16 protein-coding genes are annotated in these 18,875 nt (G+C 65.1%); 10 read left to right on the top strand and 6 right to left on the bottom strand.

What is annotated here, in order from left to right; translation table 11 throughout:
• Position 1: 1 nt before the first annotated feature.
• Positions 2-940, bottom strand: coding sequence for a LysR family transcriptional regulator (locus ACVWW1_RS08525; RefSeq protein ID WP_456655491.1), 939 nt, complete (start codon positions 938-940; stop codon positions 2-4).
• Positions 941-1,264: 324 nt separating this feature from the next.
• Between ACVWW1_RS08525 and ACVWW1_RS08520 the strand changes: the two genes are divergently transcribed.
• Positions 1,265-2,602: an MFS transporter gene (locus ACVWW1_RS08520; protein WP_456655490.1), complete on the top strand. Its 1,338-nt coding sequence runs from the start codon at positions 1,265-1,267 to the stop codon at positions 2,600-2,602.
• An 88-nt stretch (positions 2,603-2,690) separates the two neighbouring features.
• On the opposite strand, the gene ACVWW1_RS08515 is transcribed toward ACVWW1_RS08520, so the two are convergent.
• On the bottom strand, positions 2,691-5,027 hold the full coding sequence (locus ACVWW1_RS08515; protein WP_456655489.1) for a GumC family protein: 2,337 nt from the start codon (positions 5,025-5,027) through the stop codon (positions 2,691-2,693).
• A 175-nt stretch (positions 5,028-5,202) separates the two neighbouring features.
• On the opposite strand from ACVWW1_RS08515, the gene ACVWW1_RS08510 reads away from it, so the two are divergent.
• The 4 genes from ACVWW1_RS08510 to ACVWW1_RS08495 all read left to right on the top strand — a co-directional run bounded on the left by ACVWW1_RS08510 (position 5,203) and on the right by ACVWW1_RS08495 (position 10,052).
• A complete protein-coding gene (locus ACVWW1_RS08510; protein ID WP_456655488.1) occupies positions 5,203-5,841 on the top strand; it encodes a polysaccharide biosynthesis/export family protein in 639 nt (212 codons plus the stop codon).
• A gap of 3 nt (positions 5,842-5,844) precedes the next feature.
• Positions 5,845-6,984: a glycosyltransferase family 4 protein gene (locus ACVWW1_RS08505; RefSeq protein ID WP_207829865.1), complete on the top strand. Its 1,140-nt coding sequence runs from the start codon at positions 5,845-5,847 to the stop codon at positions 6,982-6,984.
• Between the two features lie 115 nt (positions 6,985-7,099).
• The gene (locus ACVWW1_RS08500) at positions 7,100-8,641 is read left to right on the top strand and encodes an undecaprenyl-phosphate glucose phosphotransferase (protein ID WP_456655487.1); all 1,542 of its coding nucleotides are present in this window, start codon (positions 7,100-7,102) and stop codon (positions 8,639-8,641) included.
• A gap of 142 nt (positions 8,642-8,783) precedes the next feature.
• Entirely contained in the window at positions 8,784-10,052 is a 1,269-nt protein-coding gene (locus ACVWW1_RS08495) for an O-antigen ligase family protein (RefSeq protein WP_456655486.1), read from the top strand.
• Here the strand turns inward: ACVWW1_RS08495 and ACVWW1_RS08490 are convergent.
• Positions 10,024-10,497 (bottom strand): MarR family transcriptional regulator, encoded by a 474-nt coding sequence (locus ACVWW1_RS08490; protein ID WP_456656640.1) that lies wholly within the window; start codon positions 10,495-10,497, stop codon positions 10,024-10,026. The genes ACVWW1_RS08495 and ACVWW1_RS08490 overlap by 29 nt on opposite strands.
• A 148-nt stretch (positions 10,498-10,645) precedes the next feature.
• Here ACVWW1_RS08490 and ACVWW1_RS08485 point away from each other — a divergent pair, with 148 nt between their 5' ends.
• On the top strand, positions 10,646-11,845 hold the full coding sequence (locus tag ACVWW1_RS08485) for an FAD-dependent monooxygenase (protein ID WP_456655485.1): 1,200 nt from the start codon (positions 10,646-10,648) through the stop codon (positions 11,843-11,845).
• A gap of 139 nt (positions 11,846-11,984) precedes the next feature.
• Here the strand turns inward: ACVWW1_RS08485 and ACVWW1_RS08480 are convergent, their stop codons facing one another.
• The 3 genes from ACVWW1_RS08480 to ACVWW1_RS08470 all read right to left on the bottom strand — a co-directional run bounded on the left by ACVWW1_RS08480 (position 11,985) and on the right by ACVWW1_RS08470 (position 14,926).
• The gene (locus ACVWW1_RS08480; RefSeq protein ID WP_456655484.1) at positions 11,985-13,160 is read right to left on the bottom strand and encodes a saccharopine dehydrogenase family protein; all 1,176 of its coding nucleotides are present in this window, start codon (positions 13,158-13,160) and stop codon (positions 11,985-11,987) included.
• Positions 13,161-13,253: 93 nt separating this feature from the next.
• A complete protein-coding gene (locus tag ACVWW1_RS08475; RefSeq protein ID WP_456655483.1) occupies positions 13,254-14,039 on the bottom strand; it encodes a DUF169 domain-containing protein in 786 nt (261 codons plus the stop codon).
• 92 nt (positions 14,040-14,131) lie between these two features.
• Positions 14,132-14,926 carry a YdcF family protein gene (locus tag ACVWW1_RS08470; protein WP_456655482.1) on the bottom strand — a complete coding sequence of 265 codons (795 nt, stop codon included), beginning with the start codon at positions 14,924-14,926 and terminating at the stop codon, positions 14,132-14,134.
• Between the two features lie 66 nt (positions 14,927-14,992).
• Between ACVWW1_RS08470 and ACVWW1_RS08465 the strand changes: the two genes are divergently transcribed.
• The 4 genes from ACVWW1_RS08465 (at position 14,993) to ACVWW1_RS08450 (ending at position 18,738) form a co-directional block, all read left to right on the top strand.
• Positions 14,993-15,934 (top strand): acetamidase/formamidase family protein, encoded by a 942-nt coding sequence (locus ACVWW1_RS08465; protein ID WP_456655481.1) that lies wholly within the window; start codon positions 14,993-14,995, stop codon positions 15,932-15,934.
• An 87-nt stretch (positions 15,935-16,021) separates the two neighbouring features.
• On the top strand, positions 16,022-17,848 hold the full coding sequence (locus tag ACVWW1_RS08460; protein ID WP_456655480.1) for an AMP-binding protein: 1,827 nt from the start codon (positions 16,022-16,024) through the stop codon (positions 17,846-17,848).
• 173 nt (positions 17,849-18,021) lie between these two features.
• Positions 18,022-18,222: a hypothetical protein gene (locus tag ACVWW1_RS08455; RefSeq protein ID WP_016844973.1), complete on the top strand. Its 201-nt coding sequence runs from the start codon at positions 18,022-18,024 to the stop codon at positions 18,220-18,222.
• Between the two features lie 48 nt (positions 18,223-18,270).
• Positions 18,271-18,738, top strand: a complete 468-nt coding sequence (locus ACVWW1_RS08450) for a GcrA family cell cycle regulator (protein WP_176530946.1) — start codon at positions 18,271-18,273, stop codon at positions 18,736-18,738.
• The last annotated feature ends 137 nt before the right edge of the window (positions 18,739-18,875 follow it).

The following is an 18,875-nucleotide window of genomic DNA, read 5'->3' as shown; positions in this document are numbered from 1 at the left end:
CTCAGCTCGCCGCTTCACCCTGCTCTGCGCCGCCACTCGGTACGCCGAGCCGCCTCATCGCGTCGAATAGCAGCGCCGCGGCAGGTGACAGCGCACGCTTGCGCAGCTTGATCAGGCCATAATTCTCCAGCAGGAGCCGGTCGCGAAGACGCAGCATCTTGAACCGCTGCGGGTCGACCAGATCGAACACCAGCATGGGAACCGGCACGATCGCGTCGATGCCGGCGGCGATTCCAACCGAGGCAAAGAACGACTCGGTGTTGATCACCCGGCGCGGCGGCGTCACGCCGCGGCTCATGAACAGCCTCTCCAGCGCCTGGCGCATGAAGGATTCCCGCGGCTGGCAAATCCACTGCTGGTCGGCCATGTTCTCCAGCTCGACGGTCTCGCGGCCGGCCAATGGATGCTCGGCACGAACCAGCAGCACCGCCTCTTCTGCGCCGATCTCATAATAGTCGAATTGCCGGGGGTCGATGCCGGCCGGAATCCTGGCGACGACGAAGTCGAACTCGAGCGCGAGCAGACGCGTGATCAATGGCGGGCTGGTGCTGACATCGAGCGAGATGTTCACCCGGTTCAGCTTCTCGCCCAGATACTGGATCACGTCGACGACCAGGTCGATGCTGGGCTTGGCGACTGTTCCGACGGAGACGGTGCCGAGCTCGCCGGACTTGTAGCCCGCGAACTCGTCGGTGACCTGGTCGAGATCGGCCAGCACGCTCTTGCCGCCGCGAATCAGGATCGAGCCATAGGCGGTGGGCTCGACGCCGCGCGCCGTCCGCTCAAACAGGGGAACCCGCGCCAGCGCCTCGATTTCGGCGAGCATCTTCGATGCCGCAGACTGGGTGATGTTCAACCGCTCGGCCGCCAGCTGCAGCTTGCGCTCATTGTCGAGAGCGACCAGCAGGCGCAGCTGGCGCAATTTCAGGTTATTGATCACGGCCTGCTACCATCCTGCCCGGCAAGGGCCTCTTCGTTCCGATTAGATCGGAACGGGGCTCCAGATTCTGTCTTGACGCGTTTTCCTGCCGCGAACCGGTATCCACTTCGCTGGAAAACGCTCTGGGGTTCCCGCGTTTATACCGCGGTGCATCATGACAGTTTCGCCGTGGCTCCATTCCCAAATGCCATTAGCCACGCGGCTGTCGATTACACAACAATGAATGCAATACTTGCAAGGGCAAGGCGACGGACCGCTGCGGGTGCACCAAGTGCCACCCCGGGCAGCGCGATTACCGTGCGCCGAATCGAAAAACCGGAAGGGATGGGAACGATGAGCGACGATGTCGAGAAGCGCGCAATCGGAAAGATGATGCGGCGGCTGATTCCGTTCCTCATCCTGTGTTACTTCGTGGCCTATCTCGATCGCGTCAATGTCGGCTTCGCCAAGCTGCACATGAATACGGCGCTTGGCCTCAGCGAAGCCGCTTACGGGCTCGGCGCGGGCCTGTTCTTCGTCGGCTACTTCTTCTTCGAAGTGCCCTCCAACATCCTTCTGGAACGGTTTGGCGCGCGGCGCTGGATCGCCCGCATCATGATCAGCTGGGGTATCGTCTCAGCGGCATTCGCGTTCATCCCGCAGATGTCTGCGGCGAGCGGTCTCTCGAGCGAGTGGATCTTCTACTTCCTTCGCCTGCTGCTCGGCGCCTGCGAGGCCGGCTTCTTCCCCGGCATCATCTTCTATCTGACGCTCTGGTTCCCGACGATCTATCGGGCCCGCGTCATCAGCCTGTTCATGCTCGCGATCCCGATCTCGAGCATCATCGGGGCGCCGATCTCGGGCCTGCTGCTCAACCTGTCCGGAGGCGGCCTGACCGGGTGGCAGTGGCTGTTCATCTGCGAAGCGCTGCCGTCGGTCCTGGTCGGCTTCGCGGTGCTCGCCCTCCTGCCCGACTTCCCGCGTCAGGCGACCTGGCTGCAGCCCGACGAGATCAAATGGGTTCAGAACACCCTTGAGATGGAGCGGCAGAAGAAGGAAGCGGTGGAGCACATCTCGGTGCTGCAATCGCTCACCGATTCGCGCGTGCTGGCCTGCGCCTTCGTCTACTTCTGCCTCAACGCAGCGAGCTACGGCGTCGCGTTCTTCCTGCCCACCATCATCAAGGCGTTTGGCGTCACCGACACCCAGACCGGCCTGATCGCAGCGCTGCCCTTCGTGTTCGGCGCGGTCGGCATGGTGCTGCTCGGCCGCCATTCCGACAAGACTGGTGAGCGGCGCTACCATGTCGCCGGCGCACTCGTGCTCGCCGCCGTCGGCATCGGCCTGGCCGGACTGGTCTCTAGTCCCGTGCTGATCATCGGCCTGCTCTGCGTTGCGCAGATCGGCGTTTCGGCTGTGCCGCCGATGTTCTGGCCGATGCCGGCCAGCATTCTGAACGGCGCCTCGGCCGCGGCCGGCATTGCCGCGATCAACTCGCTCGGCAATCTGTCGGGCTTCGCGGGCCCGTTCGCCATGGGCTATCTGAAGGATCTGACCGGTGGATTCACAGCAGGCCTGCTGCTGCTCGCGGTCGTCGGATTGATCGGCGCGCTGGTCACGATCAGGCTGCGGATCGATCCGGTCCTCGAGCGATCGATGCGCGAGCCGATGATGGCGCACTGAGGCGCCATCAGGAAGCATGTGAAGCGGCCTCCCAAAGCGAAGCGCGAATGACGTCTCAATCTGAGCTCATCGCGCCTTGGGGGTCCGGTCAGGCCGCCACCACGCGCGGACCCGCCACGACCGTTTCCGACGGCGCGCAGGGCTGGCTCAGCATCGTCACCTCGGAGAAGCCGACGGCCCTGAGCTGATCGACCATCGAGCGGCGGGCATCCTGCGCCATGCCGGCGTCGGGCACGACGACAGCTTGCGCCTTTGCGGTCAGCAGCTCGGCCGGCAGGTCGACGGCCGTGCCGGCGTCGAGCAGCACGTGGTCGTAGACCCGGAGCAGCGCGTCGATCGCAAGCGCCAGCCGCGGCGATTGCAGATGCGAGCGATCGAAGCCCGGACGCCCGGCGCTGACGATCTGAACCCGCGACTGCCGATCCTTGGTGATGATCTGTGCGAACGTCGCCTCGCCTTGCATCAATTCAGCAAGGCCGGGCGCGCCGGGATCGACCGTGGCCGCCGTCAGCGCCGGCGAGGACGCGACAAGATCGACCACCACGACCTTGGCCTGACGCGCCATCAGACGGGCCAGCGTCAGCACAGTCAGCGTGACGCTCTCGGCGGCAGCCGGGCCGAGCACCGTGACCTTGTGGGCGGCGGGACCGGCCGCGACCAGACGCTCGGCCAGCTCATCGATCTCGTTGGCCGTCCGGGCGGGCGCGGGCTGCGGCTCGCTGACGACCGGCTCATATGCAACTGCGGGGTCGGGCCTCAGATCAGGCTCGGGCGACAGGCTGGGCGCGAGCGGCGACGCGAGCTCAGGTTCAGGCGGCAGCGTCAGTGCCGGCTCGTCGACAGTTGCGGTTTCCATGACCGGTTCACGGCGCCGGATCACCGCGGCGGCCGGCGCGAAAGCACGACCCACCGCGCCGGGCGCGGAGATGCGCAGCAGCTCGCCGGTGATGATGATGCCGGCCGACAGCAGCAGCGTCGCCAGCGTCGCGATCAGCACGATCGGCAGCTTCTTCGGATAGGCCGGCGTGTTCGAGACCGTGGCGCGCGAGATGATGCGGCCGTCGGTCGGCGCGGCCTCGATGTTCTCGCGTGCGGTCGCCTCGCGATATTTTGCGAGATAAGCTTCCAGCAGATCGCGCTGCGCCTTGGCTTCACGCTCGAATCCGCGCAGCTGGACGTCCTGGCTGTTGCTCGACGACGCCTGCTTCTTGGATTGATCCAGGCCCACTTGCAGCGCCTGGACCCGGCCATCGGCGACGCGGGCGTCGTTGTCCAGCGAGCGCGAAATCTTGCCTGCTTCCTCGCGCAATTGGCGGTCGAGGTCGGCGATCTGCGCCTTCAGTTCTTTGATGCGCGGATGGTTGTCGAGCAGCGTCGACGACTGCTCGGCGAGCTGTGCGCGCAGCGTGCCGCGCTGTTCGGCGAGCCGGCGGATCAGCTCGGAATTGAGCACTTCCGTGGCCTCGATCGGCTTGCCGCCCTGAAGCATTTCGCGGATCAGGCGCGCCTTGGTCTCGGCATCCGCCTTCAGCGCGCGGGCATTGTTGAGCTGCGTGTTCAGCTCGCCCATCTGCTGGTTCGACAGCGGGATGTTGTTGGTGCCGACGAACAGGCTCGACTTGGAGCGGAATTCCTCGACCCGCGAATCCGCTTCCGCGACCTTGCTGCGCAGCTTGTCGATCTCGCCCAGCAGCCAAGTGCTGGCGGACTTGGCCTGGTCCTGCCGCGCCGCCTGCTGCAGCACCAGATAACCGTCGGCAATCGAGTTGGCGACGCGCGCCGCAAGCTCGGGATCCTCCGACTGGAATTCGATCACCATGACGCGCGACTTGTCGACCGCATAGGCCTGGAAGCGCTCGTAAAAGGAATCGAGCACCCGCTCCTCCGGCGTCAGACTGAACGGGTCGCGGCCGATGCCGAACAGCGCCAGCAGCGACTTCAGCGGGGAAAAGCCCCGCAGCACCGGATCGAACTCGGGACGCTCGGCGAGCTTGTTCCTCTTGATGATGTCGCGGGCGAGATCGCGCGACAGCAACAGTTGCACCTGGCTGGTCACGGCCTCGGCGTCGAGCGAGGTGCGCTCGAGGTCGCGCTCGCCGTTCGGGCGCAGGAAGGCGTTCTCGCGATTGTCGATCAGGATTCGCGCCTCCGACTTGTAGCGCGGCGTCACGACGTTGACTGCGGCAAGCGACACCGCAAACACGAGCACGGTCGGCACGATGATCCAGCTTCGCTTGCGCGCCAGCGCGCGTCCGAGCACATGCAGATCGAGATCTGTCGCCTCCGCTGGACGCGCCGGCTTGTCAGGAGCTGATGTCGGCGAAGCCGGCCTCGCAACGGCTTCGGCGGCAACGGGCGCAGACTTCGGCAACGCCCGTTGCACCGCAGTCTTTTCCTTGCCTCTACGCCAGAATGCAAAACGCATAACCAACTCCCGCGGACGCCGCGATTCCATCTCAATGGCGACGATTACAGTCCATTAAGGTTGCTGCTGGGTTAATCGGCGCGGTTGACGGATGCGGCGGCCACCACCACTCCGTCATCGTTTGTTAACCATGAGTATCGTTAATCGACGCCGATATTGTTGCGGGATTCCTCACATGCGCGATCTGCGCGCTCCCCTCGTTTGTCTGATTGCTGCGCTCGCGCTGTCGGGCTGCATGGGCCGGACGTCGCCGGTTGCCGGCGACCCGGCCCTCGATTCGATGGCGTATGGGCAGCAAGGCTTCGCTGCGCCCGCGCCGATGGCCGTGGCCTATGCCGATCCCGCGCCGACGCGTGAGGCCTATAATCTTGGCCCCGGCGACAAGCTTCGCGTCGTGGTCTATGGCCAGGAAGGCCTGACCAATTCCTATGCTATCGATGCCGCCGGCGCGATCACCATGCCGCTGATCGGCTCGGTGCCGGCGCGCGGCCGCACTCCTGCCGGACTCGCCGCCGAGATCACGGGACGGCTGCGCAACGGCTACATCCGCGAGCCTTCGGTGGCGGTCGAGATCGAGGCCTACCGCCCGTTCTTCATCCTCGGTGAGGTCGCAGCCCCCGGCCAATATCCGTATGTACCCAACATGACGGTCGAGAGCGCGGTGGCGATCGCCGGCGGCTTCTCGCCGCGCGCCCAGCGCGACCAGGTCACCCTCACCCATACCGATGCATCGGGCGCCGGCCGCTTTGTCGTTCCCTTGGGCACGCCGATCGGGCCCGGCGACACCGTCTTCGTCGGCGAACGCTGGTTCTGATCGATGACACAGGATCAAAATCAGGAACGGCCGCTCCGCATCCTGCATGTCGTCCGTGCCCCGGTCGGCGGGATCATCCGTCACATCCTCGATGTCGCCAACGGCCAGATCGAACGCGGTCACCATGTCGGCATCGTCGCCGACAGCCTGACCGGCGGCACGCGGGCTGACGCGGTCCTCGCCGAGATCGAACCGCGCCTCAAGCTCGGTGTCCACCGGGTGGCGATACGCCGCGAGCCGCGCTTCGCTGACTTCATGGTCTGGGCGCATATCGCCGGCCTGATCCGAAAACTGAAGCCCGATGTCGTACATGGTCATGGCGCCAAGGCCGGCGCCTATGTCCGGCTGCGGCGGCGCTCGAACAAGGTGATCCGGGTCTACACGCCGCACGGCGGCTCGCTGCACTATCCGCTCGACACCTGGAAGGGCCGCTTCTACAGCCAGCTCGAGCGCACGCTGATGAACAGTACCGACCTGTTCCTGTTCGAGAGCGCGTTTGCCCGCGACACCTATCAGCGCACCGTAGGCAAGCCCTCAGGCCTCGTCCGCTGCGTCTTCAACGGCGTCACGTCGGAGGAATTCGAACCGGTCGCCAAGGCCGACGACGCCTCCGACGTGGCCTATGTCGGCGAATTCCGGCGCATCAAGGGTGCCGACCTCCTGATCGACGCGGTCGCCAAGCTGCGCGCCGACGGCAAGCCGGTGACGCTGACGCTCGGCGGCGACGGCGAGGAGTTCGAACGGCTCAAGGAGCAGGTGAAGCGGCTGTCGCTCGGCGACGCCGTCCGCTTCATCGGCCACGTCAAGGCGCGCTTCGGCTTCTCGAAGGGCAGCGTTCTGGTGGTTCCTTCACGGGGCGATTCGATGCCTTATGTGGTGATCGAGGCCGGCGCGGCGGGAATTCCGATGATCGCCGCCAATGTCGGCGGCATCCCGGAGATCTTCGATACCCACACCGACGCGCTGTTCGCGCCCAGCAACGCCGGCGCGATGGCCGACGCCATCAAGGCCGCACTCGACAATCCCGCCGCGACCGCGGCGCGCGCCGAGCAACTGCGCGAACGGATTTCCGAACATTTCTCGCAGGGTGCGATGGTCGAGGGCGTGCTGGCCGGCTATCGCGACGCATTTGCCAAACATTAACCATTTCTTACACACGTAACCGTTTCTTCCGATTTGTCCCCTTAAGTCACGTCCGGGGGATTTTCGCTGTTGCGCGCGGATGCCCATCTGCTCGCGCAGGAATGGACGTGGACTCGTGGAACCGTTTAACGCACGCTCGATGCTAGATGCCGCTGCGTCTGCGACGGCTGCTCAGCCGCAGGTCGAACGACGCCGCCGCCTGTCGCCGGCCGCGCTCGCCGTTACCAATCAAAAAGTTCGCGGCGCCTACTCACCGGTCGTAATCGCCGGCGTGGTTCGCCTCGCCGATTTCGTGCTGCTCAGCCTGGTCGGCGTCGGGCTCTATCTCGCCTATGTCAGGCCGCTCGCAGGCGGCATCCACTGGGGATACATCGGTTCGATCCTCGGCATGTCGGCTGCGGCGGTCGTCTGCTTCCAGGCCGCCGACATCTATCAGGTGCAGATCTTCCGCGGCCAGCTCCGCCAGATGACGCGGATGATCTCGTCATGGGCCGTCGTGTTCCTGCTGTTCATCGGCGTCTCCTTCCTGGCCAAGCTCGGCGGCGAGGTGTCGCGGGTCTGGCTGTCGTCGTTCTTCTGTGTCGGCCTTGCGGTGCTGATCGCCGAACGGCTGGCGCTGCGCTCAATGGTGCGCGCCTGGGCCCATGACGGCCGGCTCGACCGCCGCACCATCATCGTCGGCGCCGACCAGAACGGCGAGAAGCTGATCGAGGCGCTGAATGCCGACGACGACACGGACATCCACGTGCTCGGCGTGTTCGACGACCGCAATGACGCCCGCGCCATGGAGACCTGCGCCGGCTCACCGAAGCTCGGCAAGGTCGACGACATCGTCGAGTTCGCCCGCCGCACCCGCGTCGACCTTGTGCTGTTTGCGCTGCCGATCTCGGCGGAGACCCGCATCCTGGAAATGCTGAAGAAGCTCTGGGTGCTGCCGGTCGACATCCGCCTGTCGGCCCATACCAACAAGCTGCGCTTCCGCCCCCGCTCCTATTCCTATGTCGGCAAGGTGCCGACACTCGACGTGTTCGAGGCGCCGATCACCGACTGGGATCTGGTGCTGAAATGGCTGTTCGACCGCGTGGTCGGCGGCCTGGCCTTGCTTGCGGCACTGCCGGTGCTCGGACTGGTGGCGCTTGCGGTAAAGCTCGATAGCCCCGGCCCGGTGCTGTTCCGCCAGAAGCGCTTCGGCTTCAACAATGAGCGGATCGACGTCTACAAGTTCCGCTCGCTCTACCATCACCAGGCCGATCCGACCGCCTCCAAGGTGGTGACCAAGAACGATCCGCGCGTCACCCGCATCGGCCGCTTCATCCGCAAATCCTCGCTCGACGAATTGCCGCAGCTGTTCAATGTGGTGCTGAAGGGCAATCTCTCGCTGGTCGGCCCGCGTCCGCACGCCGTGCAGAGCAAGCTGGAGAACCGCCTGTTCGACGAGGCCGTCGACGGCTACTTCGCCCGCCACCGCGTCAAGCCCGGCATCACCGGATGGGCGCAGATCAACGGCTGGCGCGGCGAGGTCGACACCGACGAGAAGATCCAGAAACGCGTCGAATACGACCTCTATTACATCGAGAACTGGTCGGTGCTGTTCGACCTCTACATCCTGCTCAAGACCCCGTTCTCGCTGATGACCAAGAGCGAGAACGCGTACTGAGAATTGAACTAGCCACCGTCTTTGCGAGCGAAGCGAAGCAATCCATATCGTAGCTCGGGATAGGTGGATTGCTTCGTCGCTTCGCTTCTCGCAATGACGAAGCAACTATTGTGTGTTTTGTACCGCGTTGCGTGAGTATCCGATGGCCTATGCGGCGACAGCCGGGACGTCCCAATCGCCGACATCAGCGCCGCCAGGCGTGCTGGCGCTGCAGCGGGCGCTGGTGTGGCTCGCCGGGGCCTCGATCGCCATCGTGTTCATCGAACCGAGCCCGTATGAACTCGTCACGCTGACCGCCTGCGTGCTGTTCTTTGGTACGGGCCTGCGCATGCAGCTCGTGTTCATGCCGCTGTTGTTCGCGCTGATCGTACTCAATGTCGGCTACAGCATCGGCGCGGTGCCGTTCCTCGACAAGCCGGAAGTGGTGAACTGGGTCCTCACCTCCTGGTACATGGCCGTCACCGTCATCTTCTTCGCGATGGTGATGTCGGAGGATACCGAAGCGCGGCTCGACATGCTGCGCCGCGGCCTGATCGTCGGCGCGATGATCGCCTCGCTTGCGGGCATCGCCGGCTACTTTCATCTGGTGCCCGGCGGCTACGATCTGCTGACGCTGTATGACCGCGCCCGCGGCACCTTCAAGGACCCGAACGTGCTCGGCGCGTTCCTGATCCTGCCGGCGCTGTTCACGCTGCAAAGCGTGGTCACCGACCGCTTCGGCAGGGCGTTCCGCAACGCGATCGCCTTCGGCATCATCTCGCTTGCGATCCTGCTGTCGTTCTCCCGCGCCGCCTGGGGCGGCCTGATCGTCACCGCGGCCTTCATGCTGGCGCTGATGGTGTTCACCAGCCGCTCGCAGGCGCACCGCTCGCGCATCATCGTGATGACCCTGATCGCCGCGATCCTGGCCATTGCGCTGATCGCGGTGCTGCTGTCGATCGGCTCGGTCGCCGACATGTTCAAGCAGCGCGCGAGCTTCGACCAAAGCTATGACGAAGGCCGCTTCGGCCGGTTCGGCCGCCACATCCTCGGCGCCCAGATGGCACTCGAATTGCCGTTCGGAATCGGTCCGCTGCAATTCCACACCTACTTCCCCGAGGACACCCACAACTCCTTCCTCAACGCCTTCATGTCAGGCGGCTGGATCTCGGGCATCTGTTATCCTGCGCTGGTGTTCGTCAGCGCGATCATCGGCTTCCGCTACGTCTACAAGCGGCTGCCGTGGCAGCGCGACTATCTCGCGATCTTCTCGGCGTTCCTCGGCATCGTCGGCGAGAGCTTCATCATCGATACCGACCATTGGCGGCATTTCTGGATGATGCTGGGCACGATGTGGGGCATGTATGCGGCGGCCGAGCGCGCCCGCGCGACACCGGCCGAGGTCAGCGACGAGACTTCGGCGGCAGCTTGAGCTCGGCGCGCTGCTCCGGCGGCATGTCGATCACCGCCTTCAATGCGCCGGTCGCTTCCAGCACGCCCTTGTAGCCGTCATTGGCGAAGCGCAGCAGCAGCCGCAGTTCGTCGTCGGTGTAGCGGCTCCAGAGCTTGAGCATCGCCTCCTGCATCGGCACGTAGAACTTGCCGATCTCCGCCGCCTTCTCCTCAACGACCGAAATGAAGACCTTGCGGCGGTCGCTCTCGTCCCGCTCGCGGCGCACGTAGCCCGCCTTCTCCAGACGATCGACCACGCCGGTGATCGCGCCGGTGGTCAGCCCGGTGACTTCCGCGAGACGTCCCGCGGTCACGCGTCCTTCAAGGTGGAGGATGTCCATGCATTCCATGTCGGAATTGGAAATTCCGGCCATGTTTGCAACGGCTTGGCCGTACATCACGCCCTGCGCGGATGACCGGCGCATCGCCTCCTCGAGTTCCTGCATCAGCGCTGCGCGCGACTTCGCACTTGACAAAGCTGCTCCTGTATCTTACTCGCCTAATATCTTATTTTCTAAGATAATTAGCAAATGACCTTTCGTAGGTATCCCACACGGATGCATGGAGCAAGGCATGACCTCACGTCCCCGTAAAGCTCTGATCATCGGCGCCGGCATCGCAGGTCCGGTGACCGCGATGTTCCTGACCCGCGCCGGCATCGAGGCCGAGCTCTATGAAGCATGGCCCTACTCCACCGGGATCGGCGGGGGCTTGCAGATCGCGCCGAACGGCATGCATGTGCTGGCGGAGCTCGGCCTCGCCGACGAACTGATCCGCAGCGGCTCGATCGCGGAGTCCTTCGATTTCTATTCGCAGGCCGGCAAGAAGCTCGGCTCGCTCAACCAGAACATGCAGCAGCGTTTCGGCCAGCCCGCGGTGAACATGTGCCGCGCGACCCTGAACGAGACGCTGATCGACAAGGCCTGGGCCTCCAACGTCTCGGTGTTCCTCGAGAAGAAGCTGGTGAAGATCGAGGATCGCGGCGACCAGCCGGTCATCGCCTATTTCAACGACGGCACCACCGCCGAGGGCGATTTCGTGATCGGCGCCGACGGCGTGCATTCGGCGGTGCGGCGGCACGTGATCCCCGACGGCCCGACGCCGTTCGACACCGGGCTGATCGGCTTCGGCGGCTTCGTGCCGCGGGCCATGTTCGAGCGCCTGGCGATCGGCCAGAAGGTGGAGACAACGTTCGGGCAAAGCGGCTTCTTCGGCTACGGCCTGTGCAGCCCCGATCCGGACACGGGTGGAATGTGGTGGAGCACGCAGCCCTCGCACGGCATGACCGCGGCCGCCTACCGCCTGCAAAGCCAGGACGCGATCAGGCAGCATCTGCGCGATTTCCACGCCGGCTGGCACGCGCCGATCCCCGAGATCATCGAGGCCGCCGAGAATATCGTGGTGACCGACACGCTCGACGTCGCGACGCTGCCGACCTGGTCGCGCAAGCGCACGCTCCTGATCGGCGATGCCGCGCACGCGACCAGCCCGCATGCGGGCCAGGGCGCATCGCTCGCACTGGAAGATGCGATGCGGCTCGGCATGCTGATGCGCGACGGCCAGGAGCTCGGCATGACGTTCCAGGCGTTCGAGCACGAACGGCGGCCGCGCGCCGAGAAAATCGTGGCGATCGCCCGGCGCAACGGCAACAGCAAGCGCGAGTTCGGCCCGACCGGCGCCTGGCTGCGCGATCACATGCTGAAGCTGCTGCTGCCGGTGTCGTCCAAGGGAATGGATTTCATGTACGCCTATGATCCGCGCGCGGCGGCGTAGGCCCCCGCCGTCATCACCCGCTTTCGCGAATGCGGGGGATCCAGTATTCCAGCGACGTCCGTGCTTGAGCCGAGAAAGCCGCGGAGTACTGGATCGCCGGGTCGAGGCGGGCGATGACATCGAGCGTTGTTGCGAGAACTTACTTCTCGACCTCAAACGTCAGGCCAGCGTGATCGACCAGGCGCTTGATCAGCTTGTGCTGCATCGCCGCTCCCGGCGTCCAGAAGCCGGCGGCGACGTCGGGCGTATCGCGCAACAGGCAGATCGCGCATTCCGAGATCATCTTCGAGGTCGAGCCGTAGCCGGGATCGCGATCGCCCTTGATGCCGGCGCGGACCATGCGGCCGTCGGGCGCGACCGCGAGATAAAGCAGATCGTAGCGGCCGTTCTCGCGCTCTTCCTTCGACGGTCCCTCGCCCGGCTTCGGCGCGCCGGGCCCGGTTTTCTCCGAATTCAGCGCCATCACCCGCTTGGCATTGGCCTCGCCCTTCTCGCCGGGACCGGTCAAAACCATCTCGTCGTAGACGAAGTCCTTGCCGTACGGAAAGCCCATCAGCATGTTGGAGCGATGGACGTTGCGCGTGTTGATCAGCGCCATCATGAACGGCGCGGTCCATGAGTGCAGGTCGTCCTCATAGGCCGGCTTGCTGCCGCGCGGCTGCTTCGGCCCCTCGAAGCCCGGCGTCAATGCAAACGGGTTGTTGAGGATCGCGACCAGGCTCAGATCCTTGGCGACTGCATCGAAGGTGGCCTTGGCGCTCGCGACCGTGCCGCCGGACAGCGTGCCGCGCATGTCGCGCACGCGGCCCTTGACGCGCTGCGCCGGCGCACCGAACACTCGCTTGGCTTCCTCCTGGACGAAGAAGGCCCCGAGTTCGAACGGCACCGAGTCGAAGCCGCAGGAGAACACGATCCGCGCGCCGCTGGCCTTTGCGGCGGCCTCGTGCTTGTCGATCATCTGCCGCATCCAGACCGGCTCGCCGCAGAGATCGAAATAGTCGGTGCCGCTTTCCACGCAGGCCGCGATCAGCTCATTGCCATAGAGCTGATACGGACCGACCGTCGAGATGACAGACTTGGTCTGCGCCAGCATCGCCTTTAGCGATGCGGCATCGCCGGCATCGGCAACGATCAGCGGCGTGTCGGCGGGCGCGCCGATCGCATCACGAACCGAGGCGAGCTTGTCCTTGCAGCGCCCGGCCATCGCCCATTTCAGGCCGCCGTCGCGATAATGCGCGGCGAGATATTCGGCGACGAGCTGGCCGGTGAAGCCGGTCGCGCCATAGACGACGATGTCGAGTTTCGACGAGGACATGGATCGGGCTCCCTGCGCAGCAAAATGGGCGCCCCTTTTGTCATCGCGGGCGCGGCGACGCAATCAGCTATTTCTTGCAGCTATTTCTTGCAGCTATTTCTTGGCATAGGACACGCCCATGCCGGCGCGGACGTCGGCCTGGATGCCATAGGGTGCGATCGGGTAGCGCAGGCCGTTCTTGGCGAGCTGCTTCATCCCCGCGATCGCCTTCACCAGATAGGCTGGCGGCAGCGCCATCAGCATCTCCTCGTCGGGCACGCCGCCATAGCGGCGCTCGGCGAAGCACGGCAACGACAGGCTCGGCTCGCCGGTCTTCAGCGCCCGGCCCCACGAGTCGGCGCACGCGGTTTCGCCGACCACGCCCCACTCGAACTTCTTGTAGCCGGTATACTGCAGCCCGTTGATCAGGATGATCATCTGCCCCGGCGTCGCATAGACGAGGCAGATGTCGGGCGGATTGAGGCGTCCGCTGGTCAGCGGGCTCACCGCCATCGCCTGATACTGACCGTAAGGCACCACGTCGAGCGCCTCCTGGCGCTTGCGCGCGTCTTCGGCCGTGCCGTGCCAGACGCCGACATAGTTCTCGCCGGCAAGCCACGTCTCGTCCTGCGGCGCGAGCCCGATCACCGCGCGGCATTGCGCGCCGACCAGATCGTCGCCGGTGATGCCGACGGTCCAGCCGAGCCGCGAGGCCATGCTGACGATCTGGTCCGTGGTGTGGACCGCCGATGGGCGGCGGATCTTCGGGATCGCCTCCATCTCCTCGACGCGCGCGAACATCTTGATGCCGATGACCGTGGTCTTCAGCCGCAGCAGGTTGTTCAGATCGGCCACGATTGCGGAGAGGTCGAACTGTTCCGGCGGTGTCTGCTGTTGCATGGCGAAAACTCCCGTGATCGGCGGCTTGGCGCCGCCTGTTGATTTGATGTTAGCCGGATTGGCCGGAGGAAGCGACAAGCTCGTGGTGCGGCTCAACGTGCGGCCGGTCCCGGAAGCAAATCGTCGGTCTTGCCCGCCAGATGATAGGCAACCAGCCCGATCCACTCCCGTGTGCCGAGATCGGTGCGCGACAGGCCGTCGATCGCAAGCGTCGCGAAACTCATGACATTGCCGACGCGCCAGTCGACCGGATAGGCCTCGACATTGAATCCCGCCTTGCGGAACAGCCCGACCGACCGCGGCATGTGATAGGCCGACGTCACGAGCAGCCAGCGCTCACCCGGCTTGGGATCGACCAGCGCCCTGGAGAACTCGGCATTCTCGACCGTGTTGCGCGAGCGGCGCTCGATGGTCAATCGCGATTTGGCAATGCCGAGGCTCTCGAACATCTCGGCGGCATAGTCGGCTTCGCGCGCGTCGTTCGAGATCAGGTTCGCGCTGCCGCCAGTGAACACGAGGCGCGCGTTCGGATATCTGCGCGCGAGCGCCGCCGCCGCGACGACGCGATCCGCCGCAGTGCGCACCACCGGCGTGCCATGCGCAACCGACAGATCGGCATCGATCGAGCCGCCGAGCACGATGATGCCGTCGGGCGCGCCGCGCGAGGCGTCCCATGGCGGGAAGCGCTGCTCCAGGGCGGAGATCAGGACATTGCCGAGCGGCGAGAAGCCGCAGATCGCGAGCAGCAGCGCTGACGCCACCATCAACCTGCGGCCGAGCCGAGCAAACCGCGTCAGCAGCAGAACGGCGCCGATCACGCCGATACCGATCAGGAAATTGATCGGCAGCAGTATGATGCCGAGCGTCTTGGAGAGCACAAAAAACAAGCGAAGCCTCTGCGAAGTTCTGCTACAGCGTCATACGCTGCCCGAAGCGCAATCAAAAGCCGTCACATGACCCATCATCATCTGAAATCCAGTCCCGAAACCTGCCATTGGGGCTTCTTCGAAGCAAAGCTGAAACCGGTCCTGACCATCGCGAGCGGCGACGAGGTCACGATCGAGACCGTCAGCGGCGGCCCCGACGTGGTGCCGGACCGCGGCAAGTTTTATGTGCCGCCGGAGCTCGACGACATTCATGCGAAGTGCGAGCGGATGGTGCCCGGGCACATCCTGACCGGCCCGATCGCGGTCAGCGGCGCCGAACCCGGCGACGTGCTCGAGGTCGATATTCTCGACGTCCAGCTCCGGCAGGACTGGGGCTATAATCTGATCAAGCCGCTGTCCGGCACCCTGCCCGACGACTTCCACGAGACCCGCATCCTCAACATCCCGCTCGATCGCGAGCGCATGGTCGGCCGCATGCCGTGGGGGCTCGACCTGCCGCTGAAGCCGTTCTTCGGCGTGATGGGCGTGTCGCCGCCGCCGGCCTGGGGGCGCATCTCCTCGCTGATCCCGCGCGCGATGGGCGGCAATCTCGACAACAAGGAGCTCGGGGCCGGCGCCAAGCTGTATCTGCCGGTGTTCGTGCCGGGCGCGCTGTTCTCCTGCGGCGACGGCCATGGCGTGCAGGGCGACGGCGAGGTCTGCGTCACCGCGATCGAGACCGCGCTCACCGGCCGCTTCCGCCTGACCCTGCGCAAGGATCTCAAGCTCGCCTATCCGCGCGCCGAGACCGCCGACCACTACATGACCATGGCGATGGATCCCGATCTCGACCAGTGCGTGGTGCGGGCGCTGCGCGACATGATCGTGCTGCTTGGCGAGAAGCGCAATCTGTCGCGCGAGGACGCCTATATGCTGTGCAGCCTGGCCGCCGACCTGCGCGTTACGCAGACGGTCAACGGCTCCAAGGGCATTCACTGCATGATCGCCAAATCGGTCGTTCACGGCTGACGGCCGGTCGATAAGCCGCACTTGTGTTCCGCAAGCGCGGCTCGATACAATCCCGCTCCCAACGAACAAAAATGGACGGGGACGGATATGCTGAAGGACAGGCTTTCGCCGGCCGACGAGGCTGCGCGCGACCAGGAGATGCAGGAAACGCTCGCCGCCTGCCCGCGCATCCTCGATCTCATTGCCCGTGGTCCGCAGGGCGCGCCTGAGGCAGAAGCCGCGATCTATCTGCGTTCGCCGCTCGATCCCAACCCGGTCGTGATCTCGAACGATCATCTGATGGGATGCATCAAGGCGGCCGAGAACTATTTCCGCAGCCAGGGCATCGGCAAGGACGACGCGGTCGCCGTCCTGCTCCCGGCCTGCCCCGCGACCGTGGTCGCGATCTTCGGCGCAGCCGCCTGCGGTGTCGCCGAGCCGCTCAACCTGCTGTTCACACGCGAGGCGATTGTCGCGCAGCTCAACGCCATCAAGGCAAAATTGCTGCTGGCGCCGCCGCCAGGCATGCCGGGCGGGCTCTATGAGCGGGTCGAAGGGTTGCAGCGCGAGGTGCCGTCACTGCAGCACATCGTGATCGTGCCGCTCGACGGCAGCATCGCGTTCGACGGTGAGGTGCTGCGGCCCGATCCAGCATGGCGCGACGACTACGGCAAGTCCAAGGATATGAGCGAGGCCGACCGTGTCGCCGTGATGCTGCCGACCGGCGGCACAACAGGTCATCCCAAGGTGGCGCGGCTCACCAACCGCGCGATGGTCGCCTCCACCGTATCCTCGCGCATGGCGCTCGATTTCCATCGCGGCGAGCGCGCGATGATCACGCTGCCGCTGTTCCATGTCGGTGGCTTGTTCTGCACGACGGCCAATTGCCTTTCCGCCGGCACGACGATTTTCATCCCCGGCCCGGCCGGCGCTCGCGATCCGGCGCTGATCACGCATTTCTGGAAGATCGTCGAGAAATACCGCGTCAACATCTCCGGCAACGTGCCGACCACGCTCGGAGCGCTGGCCGACATCCCGGTCGCGGACAGCGACATCTCGACCCTGCGCGTCACCGCCACCGGCGCCTCGATCTGCCCGCCGGAAATCGAACGGCGTTATCTTGCGACCTGGGGCGGTGCCTGCATCCAGCAGCTCTACGGCATGACGGAGCTCGCCGGCGCCATCACGCACGACGTGCACGGCGTCAAGCCGCGCGCCGAGAGCGTCGGCACCCGCAATCCGCTGGTCGAGCTCGCGATCCTCGACGGCGGCAAGCTGCACACCGGACCGTGGCCCTCGCCGGTCGGCGAGCTCCTAACCAGGGGCCCGCAGGTATTCGCCGGTTACGTCGACAAGAAGCAGACCGAAGAGGCGTTCCGCGACGGCTGGCTGCGCACCGGCGACATCTGCCGGATTGACGCCGACGGCTTCGTCTACATCCTGGGCCGCGCCAAGGACGTCATCATCCGCGGCGGCCATAACATCGACCCGCGGGCGATCGAGGATGCCGCGCTGGCGTTTCCGGGCGTGGCGCTGGCCGCGGCCGTCGGGCGTCCCGACACCTATGCCGGCGAAGTGCCGATGCTGTTCGTCTCGGCGCAGCCCGGCGCCCATATCGATCCGAACGCGCTCGCCGCTTTCGTGCAGGACAACATCCTGGAGCCGCCGGCGCGGCCGCGCATGGTCTCGGTGATCCCCGAGATGCCGGTCACGCCGGTCGGCAAGATCTTCAAGCCAAAGCTGCGCGAGATCGCCGCCGGCGAAGCCGCGCGCGAGCTGCTGGCTCGAGAAGGCTTATCGGGCGAGGTCAGTGTCGAGGCCATCACCGACCCATCCCGCGGGCTGTACCTGAGCGTGAGCGCGCCTGCGGACAAGGCCGAAACCGCTGAGCGGCTTCTCAAGAAGTTCCCAGTCAAGGTCGAATTGCGATCCTAACACACTCATCTGTCTAGTAAATTTGTCATCGATGGCGCGCCGGAACCAGCTTCCGGCGCGCGCGAGCGTGCGCGTCCAGTTTCGCCGCTCATGGCTTGACGGACCGTCAGATTCCTAAATAGACTCTAAATAGATACTTTTCAGTACAGGCGTTCAGGGTTAAGCGTTTTCTCATGGCTACAGAAAAGGCCGAAACCGACCGCGTCCCGGTCACGTTGGCACTCTCGACCATTGGTTACCTCGAGAAGCTGGTGAGACAGGGCACCCACGGCACGAGCGTCCCGGGCGTCGCACGGACATTGATCGAGGAAGGCATTCGGCTCGCCATCAAGGACGGGTTGCTTGCAATCCGCGACAACGGACGCACGCCCTGACGACGTGTGCGTCGGCGCGGCGGTTCAACAGAACGTGGAACCGTCAAAATGATTACCATCGAGCCGACCTGGACGCCCGAGCGCGTCGACCAACTCAAGATCTACTTTGAAGCCGGCCTCTCCTGCCGCGACATCGCCGTGAATATCGGCGTCAGCCGCAATGCGGTGATCGGCAAGCTGTCGCGGCTGAACCTCACGCGCACGACGCCGGACGAACGCCGGGCAAGGCGGAAGAAATCCAACGCCCATGCCGCGCAACGGGCGACCGCGAAGCAGCAGCTCCGGTTGCTGCAGGCGGTCTACGAACAAGAGCCCGACGATGCGCCGATCGTCAGCGCCAACAACTGCTCGCTGTTCGAGCTGAGCGAGCAACGTTGCCGCTGGCCGATCAGCACGCCGGGCGCCGATGATTTCTGCTTTTGCGGCAACACGCCGCTCGGCGGCATGCCCTATTGCTCCGGGCATTACCGCCTCGCCTATCAGGCGGGATCGCGACAGCGCGCGATGCGCGGGTAGTTTCGACTGCGTCGCAGAGCGTAGATCCGTGCAGTTCCGTCATTGCGAGGAGCGACAGCGACGAAGCAATCCATCGTTCCGTTATCCGAGCATGGATTGCTTCGCTTCGCTCGCAATGACAAGGTCAGTTGCACGCG

Source organism: Bradyrhizobium sp. JR3.5, assembly GCF_054057015.1.
This window is presented reverse-complemented; position numbering and strand designations above follow the sequence as displayed.